The 25,386-nt window shown below is 61.8% G+C and carries 16 protein-coding genes; 10 read left to right on the top strand and 6 right to left on the bottom strand.

Going from position 1 to position 25,386, the window contains the following annotated elements:
• Positions 1-38 precede the first annotated feature (38 nt).
• From zwf to tkt, 6 genes are read left to right on the top strand one after another with little or no spacing between them, the layout of a single operon-like run.
• Entirely contained in the window at positions 39-1,424 is a 1,386-nt protein-coding gene (gene zwf / locus OUZ30_RS12720; RefSeq protein WP_266182679.1) for a glucose-6-phosphate dehydrogenase, read from the top strand.
• Positions 1,418-2,113, top strand: coding sequence for an HAD family hydrolase (locus OUZ30_RS12715; RefSeq protein WP_266182678.1), 696 nt, complete (start codon positions 1,418-1,420; stop codon positions 2,111-2,113). The genes zwf and OUZ30_RS12715 overlap by 7 nt, the downstream gene beginning before the upstream one ends.
• 2 nt (positions 2,114-2,115) lie before the next feature.
• Complete coding sequence (gene tal / locus OUZ30_RS12710) at positions 2,116-3,204, top strand: transaldolase (protein ID WP_266182677.1); 1,089 nt, start codon at positions 2,116-2,118, stop codon at positions 3,202-3,204.
• A complete protein-coding gene (pgi, locus tag OUZ30_RS12705) occupies positions 3,201-4,889 on the top strand; it encodes a glucose-6-phosphate isomerase (protein ID WP_266182676.1) in 1,689 nt (562 codons plus the stop codon). The genes tal and pgi overlap by 4 nt, the downstream gene beginning before the upstream one ends.
• Positions 4,886-6,538, top strand: coding sequence for a phosphoglucomutase (alpha-D-glucose-1,6-bisphosphate-dependent) (gene pgm / locus OUZ30_RS12700; protein ID WP_266182675.1), 1,653 nt, complete (start codon positions 4,886-4,888; stop codon positions 6,536-6,538). Before pgi ends, pgm begins: the two co-directional genes overlap by 4 nt.
• Before the next feature lie 56 nt (positions 6,539-6,594).
• Positions 6,595-8,643 (top strand): transketolase, encoded by a 2,049-nt coding sequence (tkt, locus tag OUZ30_RS12695; protein ID WP_266182674.1) that lies wholly within the window; start codon positions 6,595-6,597, stop codon positions 8,641-8,643.
• Positions 8,644-8,671: 28 nt separating this feature from the next.
• Here tkt and gnd read toward each other — a convergent pair whose 3' ends face one another.
• From gnd to OUZ30_RS12680, 3 genes are all read right to left on the bottom strand, one after another.
• Positions 8,672-9,577, bottom strand: coding sequence for a phosphogluconate dehydrogenase (NAD(+)-dependent, decarboxylating) (gene gnd / locus OUZ30_RS12690; protein WP_425601499.1), 906 nt, complete (start codon positions 9,575-9,577; stop codon positions 8,672-8,674).
• A gap of 69 nt (positions 9,578-9,646) precedes the next feature.
• Positions 9,647-11,170, bottom strand: coding sequence for a mercuric reductase (locus tag OUZ30_RS12685; protein WP_266182673.1), 1,524 nt, complete (start codon positions 11,168-11,170; stop codon positions 9,647-9,649).
• Entirely contained in the window at positions 11,170-12,513 is a 1,344-nt protein-coding gene (locus OUZ30_RS12680; RefSeq protein WP_266182672.1) for a glucoamylase family protein, read from the bottom strand. Before OUZ30_RS12680 ends, OUZ30_RS12685 begins: the two co-directional genes overlap by 1 nt.
• A gap of 336 nt (positions 12,514-12,849) precedes the next feature.
• Between OUZ30_RS12680 and OUZ30_RS12675 the strand changes: the two genes are divergently transcribed.
• The 4 genes from OUZ30_RS12675 (at position 12,850) to OUZ30_RS12660 (ending at position 21,672) form a co-directional block, all read left to right on the top strand.
• Complete coding sequence (locus tag OUZ30_RS12675) at positions 12,850-16,767, top strand: GH36-type glycosyl hydrolase domain-containing protein (RefSeq protein ID WP_266182671.1); 3,918 nt, start codon at positions 12,850-12,852, stop codon at positions 16,765-16,767.
• A 629-nt stretch (positions 16,768-17,396) separates the two neighbouring features.
• Positions 17,397-18,905 carry a DHA2 family efflux MFS transporter permease subunit gene (locus OUZ30_RS12670; protein ID WP_266182670.1) on the top strand — a complete coding sequence of 503 codons (1,509 nt, stop codon included), beginning with the start codon at positions 17,397-17,399 and terminating at the stop codon, positions 18,903-18,905.
• 84 nt (positions 18,906-18,989) lie between these two features.
• On the top strand, positions 18,990-20,474 hold the full coding sequence (locus tag OUZ30_RS12665; protein WP_266182669.1) for an efflux transporter outer membrane subunit: 1,485 nt from the start codon (positions 18,990-18,992) through the stop codon (positions 20,472-20,474).
• A 10-nt stretch (positions 20,475-20,484) separates the two neighbouring features.
• Entirely contained in the window at positions 20,485-21,672 is a 1,188-nt protein-coding gene (locus OUZ30_RS12660; protein ID WP_266182668.1) for an HlyD/EmrA/EmrK family protein, read from the top strand.
• A 137-nt stretch (positions 21,673-21,809) separates the two neighbouring features.
• Here OUZ30_RS12660 and OUZ30_RS12655 read toward each other — a convergent pair whose 3' ends face one another.
• The 3 genes from OUZ30_RS12655 to OUZ30_RS12645 form a co-directional block, all read right to left on the bottom strand.
• On the bottom strand, positions 21,810-23,327 hold the full coding sequence (locus OUZ30_RS12655) for a CoA-acylating methylmalonate-semialdehyde dehydrogenase (RefSeq protein ID WP_266182667.1): 1,518 nt from the start codon (positions 23,325-23,327) through the stop codon (positions 21,810-21,812).
• A 167-nt stretch (positions 23,328-23,494) separates the two neighbouring features.
• On the bottom strand, positions 23,495-23,878 hold the full coding sequence (locus OUZ30_RS12650; RefSeq protein WP_266182666.1) for a nuclear transport factor 2 family protein: 384 nt from the start codon (positions 23,876-23,878) through the stop codon (positions 23,495-23,497).
• A 1,107-nt stretch (positions 23,879-24,985) separates the two neighbouring features.
• Positions 24,986-25,363, bottom strand: a complete 378-nt coding sequence (locus OUZ30_RS12645; RefSeq protein WP_266182665.1) for a hypothetical protein — start codon at positions 25,361-25,363, stop codon at positions 24,986-24,988.
• Positions 25,364-25,386 lie beyond the last annotated feature (23 nt).

Raw genomic sequence — 25,386 nt, 5'->3', positions numbered from 1 at the left:
CTGCCAGATGGTGTGGCAACGATACAGGCATTGTTTTGATGAACGCCATTCGTTCGGACGCCTTCGTCTTCTTTGGTGCGACAGGCGATCTGGCCCACAAGATGATTTTTCCAGCACTGCAGGCGCTTACGCGTGCCGGCGAGCTCGACATGCCGGTGATCGGCGTGGCGTATGCAAACTGGACCTTGGATCAGCTGCGGGAGCGGGCACGCGACAGCCTCAAGGGGCACGGCGGTATCGACGAGGAGGCTTTCAGCCGCCTTTGCGCGCGACTGCAGTACATCGATGGTGACTATAACGACCCGGCAACCTACGACCGCCTGAAGCAGACCTTGGGCAACGCCAGCCATCCTCTCCACTACATGGCGATCCCGCCCAGCATGTTTGGCACGGTGGTCCAGGGCCTGGCGAGATCCGGCTGTGCCAAGGGTGCGCGCATCATCATCGAAAAGCCGTTCGGGCACGACCTGGCCTCCGCCAGGGCCCTGAATCTCACCTTGCACGAAGTCTTTGCCGAGCCCGATATCTTTCGTATCGACCACTATCTGGGCAAGGAGGCCGTGCAGAACCTGCTGTACTTTCGCTTTGCCAACACCTTTCTCGAGCCCGTATGGAATCGCACCTATATCGATAGCGTGCAGATCACCATGGCGGAGAACTTCGGCGTCCAGGGCCGTGGCAAATTCTATGAAGAAGCCGGCGCCATTCGCGACGTGGTACAGAACCACCTGCTGCAGGTGACCACCTTGCTGACGATGGAGTCGCCGGTTGGACGAGACCCGGTGGCCATGGGCGCCGAGAAATTGCGCCTGTTCCGCGCCATGCGGCCATTGCGTCCTGAAGATGTGGTGCGGGGCCAGTTTCGCGGTTACCGCGACGAGAAGGGTGTGGCAGCGGACTCCCAGGTCGAAACCTTCGCGGCGCTGTGCTTGCATATCGACAACTGGCGCTGGGCCGGCGTGCCTTTTTATATTCGCACGGGCAAGTGCCTGCCGATCACCTGTTCGGAAGTGTTCGTCACGCTCAAGCATCCACCGTTGGCGGTGTTCGACGACGTGATGCCAACGCAGGCCAATCATTTCCGCTTCCGCGTCAGTCCCGAAGTCATCATCTCCCTCGGCGCCCAGGTCAAGCAGTCGGGCGAGGCCATGCGCGGCGAGTCGGTGGAACTGGTGGCGCGCCATCAGACACAACATGACGAGCTACCGTACCAGCGCCTGCTGGGGGGGGCCATCCACGGTGACATCGCCCAGTTCACCAGCGACGAGTCCGTCGAGACCGCCTGGTCGGTCGTCGATCCGATACTCAACAACGCGGTGCCGTTGATCGAATACGACGCGGGCAGCTGGGGTCCGGCAGCCGCAGACAACCTCATTCCGGGCGGCTGGCATAACCCGCAGCCGGAGGAGAGCAAGCCGTGCTGACGACGGGGCCGGTGGTGTTCCTTCTCGATGTCGACAACACCTTGTTCGATAACGATCGCTTCGCCGCTGACGTGACGGCCGCACTTGACGCGCAGTTCGGTGAGCTTGAGCGCAAACGCTACTGGTCGATTTATGAAGAGCTGCGAGACAGGCTTGGCTACGCCGACTATCTCGGCGCGCTCCAGCAATTTCGACTCGGCTGCGAGGCCAATCCATCGCTGTTGCGGCTTTCCTCCTACCTGTTGGACTACCCGTTTGCCGAAGGCTTGTACCCCGGCGCGCTGGAGACGGTCAGACATCTTGGCACGCTCGGCACTACCGTCATTCTTTCGGATGGCGACATCGTGTTTCAGCCGCACAAGATCCATCAATCGGGCTTGTGGCAGGCGGTCGCCGGTCGGGTGCTCATCTATGTGCACAAGGAGCACATGAGTGACCCCATCCAGCAAAGTTTCCCCGCCCCCCACTATGTGATGGTCGACGACAAGCCGAAGCTGCTCGCCGCCATGAAGCACAAGCTCGGCGACCGACTTACCACGGTTTTCGTGCGGCAAGGCCACTACGCGGCCCAGGCTGAGTCTTCCACGCTTGATCCCGTGCCCGACGTGACCGTCACTCATATTGACGAGCTTGGCCGTTTTGCGTTGCCCGACTTTCGTGCCGATTCTGCCTATGCTTCACCGGAGTAACCATGAAACCCACCCAGCAACTACATCAACTCGGCCAGAGCCTGTGGCTGGATAACATCACCCGGGACATCCTCAACGACGGCACCTTGCGCCGTTATATCGAAGAGCTGTCGGTCACCGGCCTCACTTCGAACCCGACCATCTTCGATGGCGCCATCGGCAGCGGTCACGCCTACGACGCGGGCATCCATGAGAAGGCCAGGGCCGGCCTGTCGGGTGAGGCGCTATTCATGGAGCTGGCGCTGGAGGATCTGCGTCGCGCCGCCGACTTGTTCCAGCCGGTGTTTGCGGCCAGCGATCAGCGTGATGGTTGGGTCTCGATGGAAGTATCGCCCTTGCTGGCCAGCGATTCGGCTGGGAGCATCCAGGCTGCCAAGGACATCCATCGGCAAGCCGCGCGAGCGAATCTGTTTGTGAAGATCCCCGGGACCCCGGAAGGCATTCCTGCGATCGAAGAGGCGATCTTCACCGGCATACCGATCAACGTCACCTTGTTGTTCTCGCGTGAGCAATATCTGGCCGCAGCGGAAGCCTATCTGCGTGGCATCGAGCGACGAGTGAAGGCCAAGCTTGACCCGCGCGTCGGATCGGTCGCCTCCGTTTTCGTCAGCCGATGGGATGTGGCGATCAAGGACAAAGTACCTGCCGAGTTGCACAACAAGTTGGGCATCGCGGTGGCGCAGGAGACGTACAAGGCCTATCGAGCGATGCTGGCGTCGCCGCGCTGGCGTGCACTTGCCGATGCCGGTGCCCGGGCGCAGCGCCTGTTGTGGGCGAGCACGGGCACCAAGGATCCGTCCGCATCGGACACGCTCTACGTGGAAGCCCTCGCCGCACCCGACACCGTCGACACCATGCCGGAAAAGACCCTGCTTGCGTTCGGCCAGCATGGTTCGTTGAAAGGAGTCATGGCCGAAGACGGTGGTGACGCGACCAGGGTGCTCGCGACATACACGAAGGCCGGTATCGATCTGAACGCGCTGGCCAGCCAGCTTCAGCAGGATGGCGCAAAGTCCTTCGTCGCGTCCTGGCAGCAGCTGTTGCAGCGTATTGCGGACAAGACCGCAGAACTTGCGCGGGCCGCATCATGAACGCCCAGGCTGGCGGCCCCGCGTCGCCCAATCTTACGCGGCTGTCTTCATGGCATGCGCTCGAGCAGCACGTGGCACAGGTGGGGAAGGCACATCTGCGCGACCTGTTCGCCTCCGATGGAGCGCGCGGCGAACGCATGCACGCCGAGGCCGTGGGCCTGTATATCGATTATTCCAAGCAGCGAGTCACCGACGAGACGCTGCGACTGCTTGGCGAGCTGGCCGAGGCCTGCGGCTTGCCGGAGCACCGCGCCGCGATGTTCAAGGGTGATCGCATCAACACCACCGAGAACCGCCCGGTACTGCATATCGCCTTACGCGCACCCGCCGATGCAAGCATTGAAGTGGACGGTAGCAACGTGGTTCCCAAGGTCCACGCGGTGCTCGATCGCATGGCCACGTTTACCCAATCGGTCCGCAACGGTGACTGGAAGGGACACACCGGCAAGCGCATCCGCAACGTGATCAGCATCGGCATTGGTGGCTCGGATCTCGGGCCGGTGATGGCCTATGAGGCGCTTCGCCACTACAGCCAGCGCGACATGACGTTCCGCTTTGTGTCGAATGTAGACGGCACTGACTTTGCCGAGGCCACGCGTGACCTCGATCCCGCCGAGACGCTTTTCATCGTCTGCTCCAAGACCTTCACCACGCAGGAAACCCTGACCAATGCGCATGCGGCGCGCGACTGGTGTCTCCACGGCCTGGGCGGTTCCGACGCCGAAAAGGGCGGCGCCATCGCCAAGCACTTCGTGGCCGTGTCGACCAACACCAAGGGCGTGGCGGAGTTCGGCATCGATACCGAGCACATGTACGGATTCTGGGACTGGGTCGGTGGGCGCTACTCGATGGATTCGGCCATTGGCCTTTCCACCATGCTGGCCATCGGTGACGACCAGTTTCGCGCCATGCTGGCCGGCTTCCACGCCATGGACGAGCATTTCCTGAGTGCGCCGATGGCACAGAACCTGCCGGTGATCATGGGGCTGCTGGCGATCTGGAATACCAACTTTCTCGATGCGGCGACGGTGGCCGTGCTGCCCTACGAGCAGTACCTCAAGCGCTTTCCGGCCTATCTGCAGCAGTTGACCATGGAGAGCAATGGCAAGCATGTGACGCTCGACGGCGTGCGTGTGGATTACGACACCGGACCGATCTATTGGGGCGAGCCGGGCACCAACGGCCAGCATTCGTTTTACCAGCTCATACACCAGGGCACGCGACTGATTCCGTGTGATTTCATCGGTTTCTACCAGCCGCTCAATCCCTTGATCGATACGCATGGTAATGACCAGCATGACCTGTTGATCGCCAACCTGATCGCACAGGGCGAGGCGCTCGCCTTCGGCAAGACCGCCGCCGAGGTGAGGGCCGAAGGGACCGCGCCTGCCCTGGTGCCGCAACGGCGATTTGAGGGAAACCGGCCCAGCACGACGATTTTCGCGCAGCGGCTCGACCCTTATGCGCTGGGTAGCCTGGTGGCGCTCTACGAGCACAGCGTTTTCGTGCAAGGCGTGATCTGGGGTATCGATTCCTTCGATCAGTGGGGCGTGGAACTGGGCAAGGCCCTGGCCAAGCGCACGGCTGCGCAAATAGCCGATCCGGGCGAACCCGAGCTGGATCACGACAGTTCCACCAATGCCTTGATCCGGCTGTACCGTAAAAGACGGAATGCGCGCTCGTGAGCACGACCATCAGTCCACTGGCAGGCAAGCCCGCGCCGCCATCCCTACTGGTCGATGTGGCGAAACTGGTCGCGGCCTATACCGATCTGCAACCTGATCCTGCCGAGCCCACGCAGCGCGTGCAATTCGGTACGTCCGGGCATCGCGGCAGTTCGTTTGAGCGTAGCTTCAATGAGTGGCACGTGCTGGCCATCACTCAGGCCATCTGCGAGTACCGCAAGAGCAAGGGCATCGATGGTCCGCTCTTCATGGGCATCGACACCCACGCGCTGTCGCCACCGGCGCAGGACAGCGCGCTGGAGGTGCTGGCCGCCAACGGCGTTGAGACGATGCTCGCCGTGGGTGGCGAGTACACGCCGACGCCGGTGATCTCGCACGCCATCCTCGGCCACAACCACGGACGCTCGGCAGGGCAAGCCGACGGCATCGTGGTCACGCCATCGCATAATCCGCCTGACAACGGCGGCTTCAAATACAACCCGCCCAATGGCGGCCCTGCCGACACCGACATCACCGGCTGGATCCAGAATCGTGCCAATGCGCTGCTCGAAGGTGGGCTCAAGGACGTCCGCCGCGTGCCGCTCAGTCGGGCGCGCCATGCGGGCACCACGCATGAATACGATTTCCTGGACGCTTACATCGGCGATCTGGGCGGCGTGGTCGATTTCGAGGCGATCCGCAGCGCCGGTATCCACTTGGGCGTCGATCCGCTCGGCGGGGCTGGTGTGCACTACTGGAAGCCGATCGCGGAACGCTACAAGATCGACCTCACCGTGGTCAGCGAAGAAGTGGATGCGCAGTTTGCCTTCATGACGGTCGACTGGGACGGCAAGATCCGCATGGATCCTTCTTCGTCCTACGCCATGCAACGGCTGATCGGACTGAAGAGCCAGTACGACGTTGCCTTCGCCTGCGATACCGATCACGACCGCCATGGCATCGTCACGCGCAGCAGCGGTCTGTTGGTGGCCAACCACTATCTTGCCGTCCTGATCGATTACCTGTTCCAGCATCGACCGAAATGGGGTGGTGCTGCCGCGGTGGGCAAGACGGTGGTGAGCACGGCACTGATCGATCGCGTGGCCATGCGCCTGCAGCGCAAGCTCTACGAGGTGCCGGTAGGGTTCAAATGGTTCGTCGACGGCCTGTTCGGCGGCTCGCTCGGTTTCGGCGGGGAGGAGAGTGCAGGCGCGTCGTTTCTTCGACGGGACGGCTCGGTTTGGACCACCGACAAGGACGGCATCACCGCAGCCCTGTTGTCTGCGGAAATCACGGCGCGTCGTGGACGCGATCCCGGCGAACTCTACGGCGATCTGGTCGGCGCACTGGGCCAGCCTTATGCCGACCGGGTGGAAGCGCCCGCAACGCCGGCACAGAAGGCTGCGCTGGCAAAGCTCTCGCCGCAGCAGGTGCAGGGCAAGCAGCTGGCGGGTGAGCCGATCGAGCAGGTGTTGGACCGCGCGCCCGGCAATGACGCAGCGATCGGCGGCATCAAGGTGACCTCGAGCAGTGGCTGGTTTGCAGCGCGCCCGTCGGGAACCGAAGACATTTACAAGATCTATGCGGAGAGCTTCAAGGACGAGGCCCATTTGAAATCCATCCTGCAGGAAGCGCAGCAGATTGTGGATGCCGCGCTGAAGAGTTCTTAATCGCTGCGACACACGCAACAATCCACCGCGTCACCGTGCCCCCCTACAGGTGTCCCATGGCCAACGATCTCGACCAACGATGCATCAATACGCTGCGCTTTCTTTCCGTCGACATGGTGCAAAAGGCCAATAGCGGCCACCCTGGACTGCCGCTTGGCGCGGCACCCATGATCTATGTGCTGTGGATGCGTTGGCTCAAGTTGAACCCGCAAGACCCGCAGTGGTTTGATCGCGACCGTTTTGTGCTGTCCGCCGGCCATGGCTCGGCGTTGCTGTACAGCCTGCTGCACATGACCGGTTACGCGCTCTCGATGGACGACCTCAAGCAATTTCGGCAGTGGGGCAGCAAGACGCCGGGACATCCGGAGCGAGGCGAAACACCGGGTGTTGAAACCACCACCGGACCGCTGGGGCAGGGTGTGTCCAACGCCGTGGGCATGGCCATCGCGGAGGCTCAGCTGGCCGCCCGCTACAACCATGCGGGGCATGCGGTGATCGACCACTACACCTATGCGGTCGTAAGCGATGGCGACATCATGGAAGGCGTGTCGCAGGAGGCGGCGTCCCTGGCCGGGCACCTCAAGCTCGGCAAGCTCGTTTGCCTGTACGACGACAACCGGGTCACCCTCGCGGCCGGCACCGACATGACCTTTTCCGAGGATCGCGCGGCCCGCTTCGAGGCCTATGGATGGCACACCGTGAGAGTGGCCGATGGTAACGACCTGGATGCCATCGACGATGCGCTGCGCGTGGCCCGGGAAGAAGTCGACCGACCCTCGCTGATACTCGTGCGTACGCATCTTGGCTATGGCTCGCCCGAGCAGGACAGTGTCAAGGCACACGGATCGCCGCTCGGGGTGGAGAGTGTGCGCAAAACCAAGCAGAAGCTCGGTTGGCCCATCGAGCCTGACTTCCTGGTGCCTGACGACGTGCTTGCCCACTTCCGCACCGCGGTGGATCTTGGCAAACGCCAGCAGACCGATTGGGACGAGCGGATGAGCGCCTACGCCAAGGCGTTTCCCGAGCGTCACGCCGAGCTTCAGGGGATGGTGCGTGGAGAGCTGCCGGCAGGTTGGGACGCTGACGTCCCGAGTTTTCCTGCCGACGCCAAGGGCATCGCCACGCGCGATGCCGCCGGCAAGGCCATGAACGCGATCGCCCCGAGGCTTCCCGCGCTGACCGGTGGTTCCGCCGATCTCGATTCATCGACCAAGACTGCGCTGAAAGGGCTGGGCGATTTCAATCCAGACGCCACCAAGGGCGAGGATCTGCAAGGTTCGGATCCGGCAGGCTGGAGCCGGCAGGGAAGAAATCTGCATTTTGGTTTGCGCGAACATGCCATGGGAGCCGTCGTCAACGGCATCGCCGCGCATGGTGGCTTGCTTCCCTACGGTGCGACGTTCCTGATCTTTTCCGACTATATGCGCCCGACCCTCCGCCTGGCGGCGCTGATGGGCTTGCATGTGATCCACGCGTTCACCCACGACAGCATCGGCCTGGGCGAAGACGGTCCCACCCATCAGCCGGTAGAGCAGCTGGCCAGCCTGCGCGCCATGCCCAACCTGGTGCTGATCCGTCCCGCCGATGCCAATGAAGCGGCGGTGGCCTGGCGGGTTGCCGTGGAAACGCGCGGCCGCCCGGTGCTGCTCGTGCTCACCCGGCAAGACGTGCCCACGCTGGATCGCACTCGCTACGCGTCAGCCGAGGGGTTGCGCCAAGGCGCTTACGTGCTCGCCGATGCGAAGAATGGCAAGCCGGAACTGATCCTTATCGCCACCGGCTCGGAAGTGAGCCTTATCGTCAAGGCGGCGGAGCGGCTGGAGGCGGAGGGCATCGCGGTGCGCTGTGTCTCCATGCCGAGCTGGGAGCTGTTCGATGCACTCCCGCAGGCCAAGCGCGACGCGGTGTTGCCACCGTCAGTCAGTGCACGATTGGCGGTCGAGCTTGGCGTATCGCAAGGCTGGGAGCGCTATATCGGCGCGCATGGCGACATGATCAGCGTCGAGCGCTTCGGCGCATCTGCACCGATCAGCGTGGTGTTGCCCAAATACGGATTCACCGAGGATGCCGTCTACGCGCGCGCGAAAGCCTTGCTCGGCAGGTGACGCCTGGCGCCCGGTGAACCGGCCGCGCTCATTCCTTCTTGATCGGATGGCCGCCAAATTCATTGCGCATGGCCGATAGCAGTTTGTCGGAGAACGAATCGTTGTCGCGCGAGCGCAGCCGCTCGATCAACGACTGGGTGATGATGGGGGCGGGCACATTGAGCTCGATGGCTTCGTCCACCGTCCAGCGACCTTCGCCGGAGTCGACCACGTAGGGCGCAATGCCGCTCAATTGCGGATTCTTCTGCAAGGCATCGGCGGTAAGATCCAGCAGCCACGAGCGAATCACACTGCCGTAGCGCCAGATCTCGGCGATGGCGGGCAGGTCCAGGGCAAACTCCTCTTTTTTCTGGAGTATCGCGAAGCCCTCCGCGTAGGCCTGCATCATGCCGTACTCGATGCCGTTGTGGACCATCTTCACGAAGTGTCCGGAACCGACCGGGCCGACCCGACTCCAACCCTTGTCCCTACCCGGCGCAAGTGTTTCGAAGATCGAGCTGAGGCGCTCGACGACCGCCTTATCGCCGCCGACCATCATGCTATAGCCCTCGGCCAGACCCCAGACACCGCCACTGGTTCCGCAATCGACATAGGCGATGTCCTTGCCGGCGAATTGCTGGGCGCGGCGCAAAGTATCCTTGTAGTAGGAATTGCCGCCATCGATCACGGTGTCGCCCGCTTTCAGCAGGGGCAGTAGTGCATTGAGCGTGCTATCGGTGATCTCGCCGGCCGGCACCATCAGCCACAGCACGCGTGGCGCGGTCAGTGCCGTCACCAGCGCCGGCAGCGATTCGCGCGACGGGGCGCCCTTTTTCTCCAAATCGTTACGCGCCTGCGCGTTAGGATCGAAGCCCACTACCTGGTGGCCACCTTGCAACAAGCGCTGGGCCATATTGGCGCCCATGCGCCCGAGGCCGATCATGCCAATGTTCATACGATGTCCTCGATTGAGATCTCGACGTGTTTCTTGATGAATGGGCCGGGGAAGGGCGCGGCGCGGTACTCATCGTGTCAGCGAACCCCGGAACCTGGCTTGTATCCGTGGGGTGAAGCGTGTCCGGTAATAGGCCTCGGCGGCCTTTTGAATCGCCTCGGCCTGGGTGGGATAGGCGTGGATCACCTTGGCCAGTGTGCGCAGTCGGATGCCCGCCATGATGGCCAGCGTGATTTCGTTGATCATGTCGCCGGCATGGCGCGCGACGATGGTGGCGCCAAGAATCTTGTCCGTGCCCTCAAGCACATGGATCTTCACGAAGCCGCGCTGCTCGCTGTCGGTCACGCCGCGATCGACCTCATGCATCGGTATGGTGAAGGTCTTGATGGGGATGCCCAGCCGATTGGCTTCCCGGACATACAGGCCGACGTGGGCAATTTCCGGATCGGTAAACGTGCACCAGGGCAGCACCAGGGCGCTCAGGCGCTCATGCCCGCGAAACAGCGCGTTCTGCACCACGATGCGCGCCGAGGCCTCCGCCGTGTGGGTAAACCGGTGCTCCAGGCAGACGTCCCCGGCGGCATAGATGTTCGGCTGGCTGGTACACATGAAGTCGTCCACGCGGATGCCGCGCTTGCAGTCGTACTCAACGCCGGCCGCCTCCAGGCCCAGCCCTTGCACATTAGGGACGTAGCCAACACCGGCGCCAATGACATCGACGGCGATTGTGTTTCGGTAGTCGTCGCTGACCAGGTCCACCAGTTTCTCGCCGCCTTCGATGCGTACTGCGACGACGTTCGTATTCAGCCGAACCTCGATGCCGTCGCGCGCCAGCGCATCCGACAGGATCTGCGCCGCATCACGCTCTTCATTGCCAAGGAACAGCGGCATGTCCTGCACAATCGTCGTCTTCGAACCCAGGCGGCAGAACGCCTGCGCAATCTCGCAACCCACCGCTCCCCCACCGATGATCAGCAGGCGCCGCGGCAACTCGGTGACATCGAACACCGTCCTGCTGTTTAGCGGCCGTGCTTCGGCGAGGCCCGGAATATCGGGGACGCCTACGCGTGCGCCGGTTGCGATCACGGCCTTGCCGAAGCGAATGATCTGGTCGCCGACCTTGATCGCGTCCGCCGCGATAAAGCTGGCCTCGCCGAAGAACACATCGATGCCTTGATCGACCAGTTGCTGGGCCGACTCGTTGCCACTCATATGCGCGCGAATGCGCCGCACGCGGTCCATCACGGCGGCAAAGTCGAACTCGATGCCTTGGGGAACCTGCGCGCCAAAACGCTGGGCATCACTCATGTCAGCATAGACCTGGGCGGTGCGAATCATCGATTTCGATGGCACGCTGCCGGTATTGAGGCAGGCACCACCAATCCGCTCGCGCTCGATCAGTGCCACCTTGGCACCCAGTGCGGTCGCCGTCTTGGCGGCGACCAGTCCGGCCGGCCCGCCGCCAATCACCGCCAGCTGATAGCGCGCAGCCGGCTGTGGATTGATCCAGGACGGGGGGTGCACGTTGGAAGTGCGATTGCGCTCGTAGATATCCTCGGGTGGAGCCGTGGAAGCGTCGAAGGACTTGGCCATCAGTGCGCCTCTGCATGGCTGGCGGCAGGCTTGTCGAGCCAGCCACCTGCAAAACCCGCATGGCGCAGTCCCTCGGTGAGATAGGAACAGTCGCGCATCAGTGTCCATAGCCACCCGCTACGGTGGTTCTCGATCATCATCGTCATGACGCCCTGGTCGAGGCCGAAGTGTCCGGCAGAGATCCACGGGCGGCCCTCGCTGTCGGCGAGCGTCGGGTTGAAGCTGCTTGCCAGGCGTCCGTCGGTAATGATTTGCGGATAGCGCGTCATCATGTATTGCATGGCTTCGACCGCGATATCGGGCGCAAACGGCAATGAGGCGACGACGGTCGGGCAGGACAGGGTTCCATCATCGGGCCCAAATGGCACGCCACGCGCGGCATAGCCAAACAGCCGGTGCGTGCCACCCGACGGGCTAGGCGCATCGCCGACGGGACCGTCGCATGCGGTCAGGCCCCAGCAGTTTTCGCTGTAGCCAACAAATTCGTACGGATTGCGTTGCGCATATTCGCGCTGGATGTAGGTGGCACGCCGCGTGTTTTCGAAGTAATCGGAGTGCTTTTGCTGCATGAAGCTGTCGCGTATGCCGCGAAAGTCGATCCATGCATGCGAATAGTGATGCACGAACAGCGGGGCGGCGTAGAGAAAATCGAAGTTGTACAGGTTTTCCCACTGGTAGGTCGCCGTCCACGCCTTGTAGCACTCCCCGGTGATCGGGTGCGTTGGCGAACCCATGGCCAGCGCGTACAGCACAATGGCCTCGCTGTAACCCTCCCAGCCGTAATGAAAAAAACCACATTCGGGCTTCCATCCTTGCCGGATCGTGGCACCGCCATCCTGGGCCCAGGGCCAGTCGATGCGACGATAGAGAGCATCGGCGAGCTCGCGCAGCTCGGTTTCCAGTTCGGTTGACGCCGAAAAATACCGTGCTGACGTGAGCACACCGGCGATCAGCAGCGCGGTGTCGATCATCGAGAGTTCCGATTGCCATACCCGCGCGCCGGTATGCATATCGAGAAAATGAAAATAGAAGCCCTGGTATCCGGTCGCCGATGGTGTGCCGCTCTGATCGCTGGCGGAAAAAAAGCGCAGCGCAGCAAGGCAGTATCGCGCCGCATCGTCGCGCGCGATCCAGCCTCGCTCGACCGCCACCGGGTAACACGACAGCGCCAGGCCGACCACCGCAATGCTGGCGGGAGAGCCGTCACGCGAGGTATCGGCCACCAGCCCGTTGGACGGGTTCGTATTGCCAGGAAAGTACTCGAAGGCGGCGCGCTGAAGCCGGTCAAGCCATGCGTCGTCCACCAGTGCGGAAGGTTGATTTATCGGCAGTATTTTTGGCATGGAGTTCGGCCGGCCTGGGGCTGCTTCTCGCGGGCTTCGGCAAGTCGGAATATCTTGCGTCAAGGGCGAAAAAAACTTGGCCCCCGGGGTGAGCTCCAACTGCCTCCATGGGGAGCGTGAATCGCCATAGGCATGGCGGGAGAATCCGATCATGGCGCGACGGGGTGCATGTGCTGCGTGTAGAAAAAGGTAACGGAAGCTTGTTGGTTGCCTCGATGCTGGAACCGCCATGCCACCCTCGTCGATTTCACGAAGCATTACGCGGCGTTGCCAGTATGCTCGCGAGCGAGGGCCACCCACTGGTCGATTTCGGTCGCACCCCAGCGTCCGCATTGCATGTCAGTCCACCCGCCATCACGCCTCGATACCGCGCTACAGGTTCAGTTGCTGACGAACGGCAACCTCAGCGTGGCCGTGAGTGCCGCCGGCTCTGGCTTCAGCCAATGGCGTGATGTCGCGGTGACCCGATGGCGCGAAGATCCGGTTGGCGACGGATGGGGAAGCTACGTACTGTTGCGTGATGAGGAAAGTGGCGACGCATGGTCCGCCAGTCTTCAGCCGCATAATGCGGGGCCCGAACCGTATACGACTGAGTTATCGGGCAGTCATGTGCGCATTGGCCACCAGCACGATGCGTTGCTCAGCTCGCTCGAGATCGTGGTCGAGCCCGATGTGGATCTTGAATGGCGCCGCGTCACGCTGACCAATAAGGGAGATCGTCCGCGCCGGATCAGCCTCACGTCTTACCTGGAGCTGGTGTTGGGTCCGGCAGGTGCCGATGCGGCCCACCCGGCCTTTTCCAAAATGTTCGTCGAAACCGAATGGCTGCCACAGGAGCAGCTGCTGCTCGCTACGCGACGTCGACGCTCTACAGGCGAACAGGAGGTCTGGGCAGCGCACCTGGCGTACGTCGCCGCGACGACGGATCGGGACTGCGAATACGAGACCGATCGCATGCGCTTTCTTGGTCGCGGGCGCACGCTACGTGACGCCGTGGCCATGCAGCCCGGGCAGGCGCTATCTGGAACGCATGGCTGTGTACTCGACCCGATTTTCAGTTTGCGCCGGTCGGTGAAGCTACCTCCTGGCGACACCGCCACGGTGTCCTTCATGACGGCGATCGCCCACTCGCGAGAGGCGGTGCTGGACCTGCTGTCATCGTCGCGGAAGCGGCAATCAACCGATGAGCTCATCGCCTGCGCGGAGGCATCCCATCTTGCGGGTCTTGGATACCTCGGCGTCGATTCTGGGCAAGCGGCGCGCTATGACCACCTCGTCGGCGCTGTGCTGTATGCATGCAACCCATGGAGGGCTCCACCCAGCGTGCTGGAACTCGCCCAGGGTGGGGCTCCCGTGCTTTGGAGCGTTGGCATCTCGGGCGACCGGCCCATCGTGCTTTTGCACATCAAGGGCGAATCGGCGCGTGCTTGCGTGTCCGATTTGCTGCGGGCTCAACGTTACTGGCAGTCCCGCCGATTGGGCGTGGATGTCGTCCTGCTCGATGCCGGTGACGCCAAACCTGACGCATGGTTTGCCGAGCTTGAGCAGCAGGCGAAGGCGCAGAACACGCACCTCGCCGGCACGGCGGGTGCCGCGCCGGCCCAGGCCTTCGCCTTGGCCGGGCAAAACGTATCTGATGCCCTGCGAATGGGCCTGCTGGCCGTCGCGCGCATCGTGCTTGACGCATCGCAAGGACTGCCTGAGCCGGCGTCGCGAGTGATCCTCGGCTTGCCGAGCGGTGATCGGTCCCATAAGCATGGCAAATCTGTTCCGGGCAAGGATGATGCTCGCGCATCCATCGCCGCTGACGGACCTGAGTTCGGTAATGGCGTCGGCGCCTTCGTCGCCTCGGGTCGGAGCTATGCCATCGCGCTCGACGATCATCGTTGCACACCGTTGCCATGGGTCAACGTCATCGCTAATCCCGAGTTCGGCTTTCTCGTATCGGCCGAGGGCGGTGGTTACAGTTGGTCGACCAACAGTCAGCAGAACACCCTGACGCCATGGCCCAACGATCCGGTCAGCGACACCCCTCACGACATACTCTATTTGCGCGACGAGGACAGCGGTGAGTTATGGAGCGCTACGCCCTCGCCGATCCGCGTGTCGGGAGCAAGCTATGCCGTAGAGCACGGCAAAGGCTTCAGCCGCTTCAGCCATGAGGCCCATGGCATGGGTGTCGATCTGTTCCAGTTCGTGCCACCCAGCGATGCGATCAAACTGTCCCAGCTGAAACTGCACAACAGGTCGTCGCAGCGACGGCGCCTGTCGATCACCCTGTATGTCGAATGGGCGTTGGGTGCCAACGGCGCGGTGGCCGCACCCTTCGTGACGACATCGCGCGATCCGGCCACGGGCGCTTTACTGGCCCGCAACCGGTGGCGGGCTGATTTTGGCGACAGGGTGGCCTTCGTGGATCTTGCGGGTCAGCGTTGCGCAGGCACCGCTGATCGCCTGGCCTTTCTTGGACGCTATGGAACCGTCGCCCGTCCCGTCGCGCTCGCCGCTGGCGCGCGACTGGAGGAGCGGACCGGCGCCGGACTTTCGCCTTGCGGCGCGCTGCAGACTGTCGTAGAGCTCGCAGCTGGCCAGCAAATCGACCTCGCGGCCATGCTTGGCGAGGCCAGCTCGGACGATGCCGCCTCGGCGCTGATCGAGAGATATCGCCAGGCGGATCTGGATGCCGTGCTGGGTGAGGTGCGCGAACAGTGGAATGAAGTACTCGACACCGTGCAGGTGCGCACACCCAGTCGCGCCATGGATGTCATGCTCAATGACTGGCTTTTGTATCAGGCGCTGGTCTGCCGCATGTGGGCACGGACGGCCTACTACCAATCCAGCGGTGCCTACGGCTTTCGAGACCAGCTGCAGGATGCGATGGCGTTGTGCATCGCCTGCCCGAAGGTTGCTCGCGAGCATCTGCTTCGGGCCGCGGGACGGCAGTTCGTGCAGGGCGATGTACAGCACTGGTGGTTGCCGCCGGCGGGGCAGGGCGTCCGCACACACATAAGCGACGACCGCGTTTGGCTTCCCCATGTGGCCGCACACTACGTCACCACCACGGGCGATGCGGCCGTGCTGGACGAGGCCCTGCCTTTTCTGGATGGTCCGCCGATCAAGCCGGGCGACGCCGATGCCTATTTTCAGCCCGGCACGTCGAATGAGAAGGCGAGCCTGTACGAACATGCCGCGCGCGCCATCGATTCAAGCCTGACCCAGGGCGCCCATGGACTGCCCCTGATGGGCGCGGGTGATTGGAACGACGGCATGAACCTGGTGGGCGCCGAGGGGCGAGGCGAGAGCATCTGGCTGGCGTGGTTCCTGCTCGCCACCATGGCAGCCTTCGAACCCTTGGCGTTGGCGCGCGGCGACTCGGATCGAGTCGAGGCATGGCGGCGCTACGCCAGCGGCTTGCACGCGGTGCTTGTGAGCGACGTTGCATGGGACGGCGAGTGGTATCGGCGCGGCTACTACGACAATGGTGCGCCTCTTGGGTCGCATGAAAGCGATGAATGCAAGATCGACGTGATCGCCCAGTCGTGGAGCGTGATCGCCGGCGCGACGCCTGTTGAACATGCCGCCAAGGCCATGGACTCGGTTGATCGCCATCTGGTGATGCACAAGGAAAAAATCGCACTGCTGTTGGCGCCTCCGTTCGATCGAACCCGTGATAACCCGGGCTATATCAAGGGTTATCCACCGGGTATCCGCGAGAACGGCGGGCAATACACCCATGGCGCCACCTGGTCGGTGTTTGCCTATGCGAAGCTGGGGCAAGGGGATCGCGCCATGGCGATGTTCGACATGCTCAACCCGATCCTCCACAGCGATACGCCTCGAGCCGTTGATCGCTACAAGGTCGAGCCCTATGTGTCCTGTGCGGACGTCTATTCGGTGGATCCCTACATAGGGCGCGGCGGCTGGACCTGGTATTCGGGCTCGGCGGGCTGGCTATATCGCGCGGGGATGGACGCCATTCTCGGCTTCCGGCGACAGGGGAGTTCGCTGCTACTGGATCCGTGCATACCTGCCGCCTGGCCGGGTTTCAGCATGACTTATCGGCACCGAGGACCGACGTCGCGGATCACCCGTTATGACATCACGATAGAGAATCCCGACGGGGTTTGTCGCGGCGTCGCGCTGGCCGAACTTGACGGTACCGTCTTGCCTTCTGCGATCTCGCCCATTCTCCTCGTCGAAGACGAGCAAGTACACACGGTGCGCATCGTGCTCGGTGGCGCAAAGGGCACGTGATCGCAAGGTTTTGCCGATCAGATACGCGAATACCGGGCAATGGAGCGGCAGGCGCGGTGACCTTGTCTACCTGGGTGCAGGTGCGCATGGCGGCCGAGCTTCCAAGCCAATCATTCTGGAGGTTTCCGGCAGTGATTGCGCGTCTGACGCAGGCAGCGAGAACGCCTGACGCTGACTCAAATTCGAGTCAGTCCCCAGCTCGCGAAAATCACCCATCGACACCTTCGTCTTATGGACTTGCTGGCACGGAAGGATTGAAATCGGCTGACGGTATGGTCAGTCCTCCGTGCAGGTGCGAGGCATCAAGTGATGAGTTAAACGTCGGGTCGCGGCCTCGGAATCGACGTGGCGCGCATGCGCTGACGCTCTATCAATCAGAGAAGAGGCGTTCACGACAGAGTCTGCTAGCAGGCAACTCTCGCGGCGCGAGCTGCGACGGGCCCAGCCTCGGGATGCGGATGACAAGTTAGGCATGTCCGCTACAGAACCATGGGATGGGTTAGGGCCCCAGCCACCGCGGAGGTAACCCGCCAAACGCTGCATTGACAGCTAGATCGCCGAGCCGGATTCCCATGAACTCATCCGCTCCCTCCACTATACCGGCGCCGGCCCCGGCCCCGCTAACGGGTATGCGGTTTGCACTTGGCGCCTTCGCCGTGGCGCTTGCCACGTTCATGAACGTGCTCGACGCCTCCATCGCCAACGTCGCCATTCCCACCCTGTCAGGCGATCTTGGCGTATCGGTAGATGAAGGAACGTGGGTGATCACCGTGTTCTCCGCCGCCAACGCGGTGTCGATTCCGCTCACGGGTTGGCTGACTCAACGCCTTGGCCAGGTCAAGCTATTCACGGGAGCGATTCTGCTGTTCGTGATTGCGTCTGCCTTATGCGGCCTGGCACCGAGCCTCTCGGTGTTGCTGGCGGCGCGCGTGCTACAGGGAGTGGCCGCGGGTCCACTGATACCGTTGTCGCAGGCCCTGCTGCTTACCACGTTTCCAAAAGACCAGAGTGGTAGCGCGCTGTCGTTGTGGGCCATGACGGCAACGGTCGGCCCTATCGTCGGCCCGGCGTTGGGCGGCTGGATTACCGACAGCTACAGCTGGTCGTGGATCTTCTATATCAACGTACCGGTCGGCCTGTTCGCTGCCGCGGCGGTGTGGATGATTTATCGCCACCGTGAGACGGCGACTCGTCGCCTGCCGATTGATACGGTCGGGCTGCTTTCCCTGATCGTGTGGGTCGCCGCGCTGCAAATCATGCTCGACAAGGGCAAGGATCTGGATTGGTTCAACTCACCGGTCATCTGTGTGCTTGGCGTGATCGCACTGATCGGCCTGGCGTTCTTCGTGGTGTGGGAGCTAACCGAAGACAAGCCGATCGTCGATCTACGGCTTTTCGCCGGACGCAACTTCCTCGGGGGCACGATAGCCATCTCCGTCGCCTATGCGATCTTCTTCGCGAACCTGGTGCTCCTTCCGCAGTGGATCCAGGTGTACCTCGGTTATCGGGCCGTCGATGCGGGGTTGGTGACTGCGCCGCTGGGCATTTTCGCCGTGATTCTTGCACCGATGATGGGCAAGTTGATGATGAAGATGGACGCACGCGTATTGGCCACGATGGCCTTCGTCGGCTTTGCCATCGTCTTCTTCATGCGCTCGCTGTATACCACCGATATCGATCGATACACATTGATCCTGCCAACCCTGCTACAGGGTATTCCCACCGCCCTGTTTTTCGTGCCGTTGACTGCGATCATCTTGTCGGGCCTTCCGCCCGACAAGATCCCCTCCGCCGCGGGCCTATCCAACTTCGTGCGAGTGTTCGCGGGTGCGGTTGGAACATCGCTACTGGCAAACAGCTGGAACAACCGCACGATCCTGCATCACGCGCGACTCATCGAACAGGTGAGCGGCTACAACCCGAATTTCACGGACGCGATTGCACAGACGCAGTCAACCCTCTCGATCGGTGCGTCCAATGCACTCGCCCTCGTTGAGCGCGGGTTGGGTGCGCAGGCGGCCATGCTCGGTATCAATGATGTCTTTTGGGTGTCCGCCATCATCTTTGTCCTGATTATTCCGCTGATTTGGGTCACGCATCCCAGCAGGGATGTAGACGTCGGGGCGGGAGCGGCATGATGAATTGGGCCCAGATGAGCTGAAAGCGAAAGTACTGATTGCGCACGATTCGATAGGTCCACCTTACTCACCGAGGCCAAACCCATGCGTGTTGTTCCAGTGGCAGCGTCGGTCGGATTGACACTCGCACTGGCTGGCTGTGCGACCAGCGGCGGGCTGCATCCGGACGGCACCCCCATCAGCCCCGACTCCCTCGCGACCACGCGCACCCTTGCGAACGTAAAGCTGTCACCCGCCGCATGGCCCGAAGCAGACTGGTGGACTTCGTTGGGCGACGGTCAGCTCAATGTGCTGATTGCCGAGGCCCTGCATGACAACCCGAGCCTCGCGGAAGCCGACGCGCGAGCGCGCCAGGCGCAGTCCGAGGCATCCGAGGCCGATGCTGACCGAAAACCGGAAGTGAACACAGGGGCTGGCATTTACGAAGTACGCGTGCCGACTACGCTGCCACCGATTGGCAAGGGTCACAACCGCACAGCGAAGAATGTCTACGCCCGCTTCACCTGGGACCTGGATCTCTGGGGTGGCAAGCGGGCTGCCTGGGAGGCCGCTCTCGGGCAGCAGCGCGCTGAGGAAGTCGACGCGCAAGCTGCGCGTATCGAACTGTCTGCCAACGTCGCGCGCGCATACGTGCAGCTGGGCTACGCCTACGCCCGACAGGATGTCGCATCGGCGGAGCTCGGTCGCGCCACGGACGTGCTCAAGCTGACGCAAAAACGCCTCAGCGCGGGTATCGATAGTCAAGTACAGCTGAAGCAGAGCGATGCGGAAGTCGCCGGTGCACAAGAGCGAAAAGCACAGGCGGACCGCGCGATCGATGCGGCACGCTCAGCGCTATCCGTGCTGTTGGGCAAAGGCCCCGATCGCGGCTTGGCGATCGCCCGCCCGCAGCTGATGTCACCGGACGCATTGCGTGTGCCAGCGGATCTACCGGTCGAGCTGCTGGGACATCGCGCCGACCTCGTTGCCGCGCGCTGGCGTGTAGAGGCGGCCGGCAAGGAAATCGCCGCGGCCAAGACCGAGTTCCTCCCCAACGTCAATATCAGTGCCATGGCGGGCCTGGTGATGCTCGGCGGGGGCAATCTCTTTACAGCAGAGTCTCGCTTCTATCAGGTAGGCCCGGCGATCAGCCTGCCGATCTTTGATGGCGGTCGCCGCCGCGCGAACTTGAACGGCAAGGATGCGCTATACGATCTGGCCGTGGCGCATTACAACAGCACGCTCGTGCGCGCCGTCAACGAAGTTTGCGACTTCAACGATGCACTTACCTCGCTGCAGGTGCAGATCGACGCGCAGAAGCGCGCAACTTCGGCGGCTGACGACGCCTGGACGCTAGCCGAAAAACGCTACAAGGCTGGCGTCGGAAGCTATCTGGAGGCGCTCATCGTGCGCCAGCAGCTGCTGATCGATCAAGAGCGCATGGCCGCGCTGCATGCGCAACAAATCGACTATTCGGTACAAATCATTCAGGCGCTCGGTGGCGGCTTCCGCCCGGGCCAGACCGTTCCAGACCCGTCGAAAGTCGCCGCCGATGCGAACTCTCCGGCTCTTATCCATCATCGGTCTTGAGGCAGCCATCATGTCTACTCAAATCCCTTCGGATGCCAACGAAGCCGTGCCACCGAAGAAGAATGGCCGCAAATTCATGCTGCGCATCCTGGGTGCATGTGTCCTCGTCGGCGTCATCGGCTATGTTGTCTGGTATGTGCTGGCAAGTCGCTGGTACGAAAGTACCGACGACGCCTACGTCAACGGCAACGTGGTGCAGATCACGCCGCAGATTATCGGCACCGTGGTCAGCATCGGTGCCGATGATGGCGACTTCGTAGAGCAGGGTGGCGTATTGGTCACGCTTGACAAGGCGGACGCGGATGTCGCCCTGGAGAATGCAGCGGCGAATCTTGCCAACACGGTGCGCAAGGTGCGTGGCCTGTACAGCACCGTGTCGGGTGCGCAGGCCGATGTGGTGGTGAGGCAGACGGCACTGCAAAAAGCGAAGGAAGACTACGATCGTCGCGTCGACCTGGTCAGCGCCGGCGCCATCTCGGCGGAAGAACTTTCCCACGCGAAAGATACGCTGACCGCTGCTGAAAGCTCGCTTACCACGGCCGAGCAGCAACTGCAGACGAACAAGGTGCTGGTGGACGACACCGTCGTCATGTCGCATCCGGATGTCAAAGCCGCTGCCGCTCAATATCGCGCCGCTTACCTCACTGAGGTACGCACGACCCTGCTGGCACCGGTAACCGGCTACGTAGCCAAACGCATCGTACAGGTCGGCCAACGCGTGCAGCCTGGCGCCTCCTTGATGGCGGTCGTCCCGCTGCACGAGGTATGGATCGACGCGAATTTCAAGGAAACCCAACTTGCTCACATGCGTATCGGTCAGCCGGTGGAAGTGACTTCCGATATCTATGGTCACGCGGTCAAGTACGACGGCAAAGTGCTGGAACTCGGCGTAGGGACGGGTGGTGCCTTCTCATTGCTGCCCGCGCAAAATGCCACCGGAAACTGGATCAAGATCGTGCAGCGCATGCCCGTACGCGTGGTGTTCACCAACCCCAAGCAGCTCGACCAGGACCCATTACGCGTGGGTATGTCTCTGGATGTGAAAGTGGACCTGCATGACGAGAGCGGCCCGAAGCTAGCTCATGAGGTACCCAAGAAGCCCGCTTTCAGTACGGACGTTTATCAGCAGCAGTTGTCGCACGCCGACGAACAAGTGGCTCAGATCATTCGAAAAAACATGGCCGCCAACGAGAAGTAGCCACGCTCTTGTATATACGGTGCTGGGCGGGTGCCAAGGCTGGGGCGGGTGGGGCAGAGGGACGGGTCCGCAAGCGGACATCTCGTTAGCCCGCTCAGAATCGGATGGAACAGCGGCGTGGCAACGCTCGCGTCGGCCTACTTGGCCGCGGGCATCGCGAACTCCGCGCCTTTGGCGATGCTGTCAGGCCAGCGCTGGATGATGCTTTTGTAGCGTGTGTAAAAACGCACGGCTTCCTGGCCATACGCGTGCTGATCGCCAAACAGTGATCGCTTCCAGCCTCCGAACGAATGCCAGGCCACCGGCACCGGACTGGGCAGATTGATGCCCACCATGCCTACCTGAATCTGCCGGGAGAATGCGCGGGCCGCTCCTCCGTCGGATGTGAATAGCGATGAGCAGTTCCCCAGTTCATGCGCGTTGACGAGTGCTATCGCACTGGCAAGATCCGGCACACGGACCATCGACAGGACCGGCCCGAAAATCTCTTCGCGATAGATGCTCATGTCGGGCTTCACGTCGTCAAACAGCGTGCCGCCGAGAAAGAAGCCCTCTTTGTGAGCGGGCACGGTGTGACCACGGCCATCGACGACGAGCTTGGCGCCTGCCTTGACGCCCGCGTCGATATAGCCCAGCACCTTGGTGCGATGCGCTGCGGTGACCAGGGGGCCCATGTCCAAATCGGGCTCCATGCCGCCGCCGATCCTGAGCTGGCGCACGCGGGGCGCGAGGCGTTCGATGAGTTCATCGGCAATACGCCCTACCGCCACCCCGACTGAGGTCGCCATGCAGCGCTGGCCGGCCGAGCCGTACGACGAGGCGATCAGCGCGTCGACGGCTTGATCGAGATTGGCATCGGGCATGACAACTAAGTGGTTCTTCGCACTCCCCAAAGCCTGCACGCGCTTTCCGTGCCTTGCGCTTTCGCTGTAGATGTATTCGGCGACCGGCGTCGAGCCGACAACAGATATCGCGGCCACATCGGGGTGCTGAATCAGTGCATCGACGGCGTCCTTGTCACCCTGCACGACATTGAATACACCTTTGGGAAAGCCCGCCTCCAGGAACAGCTCGGCCAGCCGAATTGATGCGGATGGTGTGCGCTCCGAGGGCTTGAGCACGAACGTGTTGCCGCACGCGGCCGCCATCACGAACATCCAGCACGGCACCACCATGGGGAAATTGAACGGCGTGACGCCCGCGGCCACGCCGACCGGCTGACGCAGATTCCAGCTATCCATGCCGGCGGAGCTCTGATCGGTGAAATCGGTCTTGAGCAGGTTCGGAATGCCGCACGCGAATTCGACGATTTCGATACTGCGCACCACCTCGCCCTTCGCATCCGCAAGCAGCTTGCCGTTGTCGCTCGTAATCAGCGCGGCGAGTTCGTCCAGATGCGCGTCAAGCAGCTCCTTGAACTTGAACATCAGACGAGCGCGTGTCAGCGGCGGGGTTTCGCTCCAGGCCGGGAACGCGGCTTTCGCAGCGGCGACGGCGGCGGCGACTTCACCGGCATTGGCGAACGGCACGCGGGCCGCTATGCGGCCTTGTGCCGGATCGAATACGTCACCAAACCGTCCGCTCGCACCCGCGGCGCGTCGACCGTCGATGAAATGACTGAGCTCGCGCACGGCGCCTCGATTTGCTTCGTTCATACGTCCTCCAACGGGAGGCTGGCGCCACGTGCGCCACGCGTTCTTCATTCCGCGCCTCGCCATCACGTGGACGCTACGCTCGTCACCAGTTGATGTCGATGGACGTTATGTGAACTGCACGCTATCGTCGCATGCCATGCAGAGTGGGCGATGTGGGTTGCTGAGGTTCATGCGACTGGCTCGACCCATTGGGCACGCCAGGAAGGAGCTTCGAAAGGATCGGCGAAGTACTGAGACTCGTGCGCCACCTTGCCATCGCGAAACTCCATGATGCTCACGGTGTAGGCGCGACCACTTTCGTAATTAATGACGTACTCGCTAACCCAGAGATTGCCCTCTCCCGTAATGCGCCGTATCGCAAACCCCGATGGCTTGCCTGGGTGGTGGCTACGAAGCGCTTGCAGGTTACGCCGACCGTGGATGACCTCGCCTGACTGCGGGTACTCGCACACCGCATCCTCGTGATAAATGTCATGCTCGGCATCCAGATCGCCGGAAGCGGATGCAGCCCAATGACGATCAAGGGCCTTCCGAATGTTCTGCGCTTCCATCGTCGGCCTCCTTGTGAGCCCGCGTGCTTACGACACCAACGCTTTGCAGGCATCTAGCACCTGAGTCGAACGGCGCGCGGTAAGCGGGGCCGCTTGGACGAATAGTCAGGTTGCGCTTAGCCCGGCTGGCATACAAGTGCTCGCGCCAGACCACCCCGCATCTTGAAATACGCCTCAGTCTTGCCGGATTCCCGTTTCTTTCGGCGTGTCGAGTAAGGCAGCGGAGTTCAGTGCGACGGAGTCGGCGTGGAATGGCCGTCGCGCTGGAAACCTGGGGCAGGTCAGGGCGATCTTCGTTGTTCGCCATCAGCGCGGGCAGGGCGACTCCCTGGCTGGCGTCCTCGGTGATAAAAGCCTGCCAGAGCTTTGCCAGCCATACGTGGTGGACCTCGTTGGGGGAGGGGAATGGGGGCTGGTCTGCGCGCGCACTCACCATGCACTTACAACGAAGAAGGCCACCCTTGTGAGGTGGCCTAAGTCGTTAAATCTATTGGTGGGCGATGCAAGGATCGAACTTGCGACACCTGAAGGAAGGCATCCCTCTCAGCACCGTTAAGTAGAATTGTTTATTAAGAATGATCAGGTGCACTGACCTGGAGAGCATGCTTTCAATTAGAGCTGCTACTCAGTCCAAGAAGATGCAGAACCCACAGAGCAAGACGTGAGAACGTAAAGCCGAAACCAAGGAGCAATGACCATACAACTACTGTCCAAAAGACGTGACTGAACTTCGGTCCATGTTGCTCAAGCCATGTGGGCCTCGGGGTAGAAGAGATCAATGCTTGGAAGGCAGAGCTATCAACAGGGGCGATCCTAAGCTGCTCCCCTTTAGATGGAATCATGCCGCTTACATACCCATCCTCATGAAGCATTAGGGTGCGTTGGTTAGCATCAACTCGCTTATGGGACGGATGCTCTAACCAGATGGTGTCACCTACCTCCATCGTTGTTCGCATATCGAGTTGATATCCAGCCGCCATGAGGGCGGTTAGGCGACTGATAGTCGGGGGTTCGCTTCCTCTAATCATTGCTGAGCCTGAGTGATTTTCTGGCGTGGTTTGCATTGGAGACATTTAACCTCTCTACAGAGCATCCTTCCATCAATGCTCACCTTCTTATCCAGACGAGAATCCAGAATGCCAAGGGGACAACGAAGAAGCCAACCTTCCCAAGGGAGCGTTTAGCATCAGTTGTCAGAGCACGCTCTCCAACTCCAAAGCCGATGATTGCGCAGATGATGGCTGGGCCAAAGACGAGAATCTTCTCGTTCCACATTCCGGCAAAGAACGCGGCAAAAGTAAGGATCACTGTTAGGAATGCTGACCACACTGATGCCCTATGAATCTTCTTAAGTCTTTTGTACTGCGGTGATAGATCGTGGTGTTCGCTCAATTCCTTGCTCAGCGAGTTGTGAGCATCCTCAGCGCTCGCCCAGATGAGTCCAGAGAGGAACAGGAAGAGATAAGTTCCTATTGTGAGATTCATGCACTCCCCCAGTGTTCTTTCAG

Source organism: Dyella humicola, from assembly GCF_026283945.1.
In the GTDB taxonomy this organism is placed as follows: Bacteria; Pseudomonadota; Gammaproteobacteria; order Xanthomonadales; family Rhodanobacteraceae; genus Dyella; species Dyella humicola.
This window is presented reverse-complemented; position numbering and strand designations above follow the sequence as displayed.

Bases quoted from the DNA above. Each gene is read 5' to 3' on its own strand.
- zwf (WP_266182679.1), top strand. From the start codon at position 39: ATGAACGCCATTCGTTCGGACGCCTTCGTCTTCTTTGGTGCGACAGGC.
- tal (WP_266182677.1), top strand. From the start codon at position 2,116: ATGAAACCCACCCAGCAACTACATCAACTCGGCCAGAGCCTGTGGCTG.
- pgi (WP_266182676.1), top strand. From the start codon at position 3,201: ATGAACGCCCAGGCTGGCGGCCCCGCGTCGCCCAATCTTACGCGGCTG.
- tkt (WP_266182674.1), top strand. From the start codon at position 6,595: ATGGCCAACGATCTCGACCAACGATGCATCAATACGCTGCGCTTTCTT.
- gnd (WP_425601499.1), bottom strand. From the start codon at position 9,577: ATGAACATTGGCATGATCGGCCTCGGGCGCATGGGCGCCAATATGGCC.
- OUZ30_RS12685 (WP_266182673.1), bottom strand. From the start codon at position 11,170: ATGGCCAAGTCCTTCGACGCTTCCACGGCTCCACCCGAGGATATCTAC.
- OUZ30_RS12680 (WP_266182672.1), bottom strand. From the start codon at position 12,513: ATGCCAAAAATACTGCCGATAAATCAACCTTCCGCACTGGTGGACGAC.
- OUZ30_RS12675 (WP_266182671.1), top strand. From the start codon at position 12,850: ATGTCAGTCCACCCGCCATCACGCCTCGATACCGCGCTACAGGTTCAG.
- OUZ30_RS12670 (WP_266182670.1), top strand. From the start codon at position 17,397: ATGCGGTTTGCACTTGGCGCCTTCGCCGTGGCGCTTGCCACGTTCATG.
- OUZ30_RS12665 (WP_266182669.1), top strand. From the start codon at position 18,990: ATGCGTGTTGTTCCAGTGGCAGCGTCGGTCGGATTGACACTCGCACTG.
- OUZ30_RS12660 (WP_266182668.1), top strand. From the start codon at position 20,485: ATGTCTACTCAAATCCCTTCGGATGCCAACGAAGCCGTGCCACCGAAG.
- OUZ30_RS12655 (WP_266182667.1), bottom strand. From the start codon at position 23,327: ATGAACGAAGCAAATCGAGGCGCCGTGCGCGAGCTCAGTCATTTCATC.
- OUZ30_RS12650 (WP_266182666.1), bottom strand. From the start codon at position 23,878: ATGGAAGCGCAGAACATTCGGAAGGCCCTTGATCGTCATTGGGCTGCA.
- OUZ30_RS12645 (WP_266182665.1), bottom strand. From the start codon at position 25,363: ATGAATCTCACAATAGGAACTTATCTCTTCCTGTTCCTCTCTGGACTC.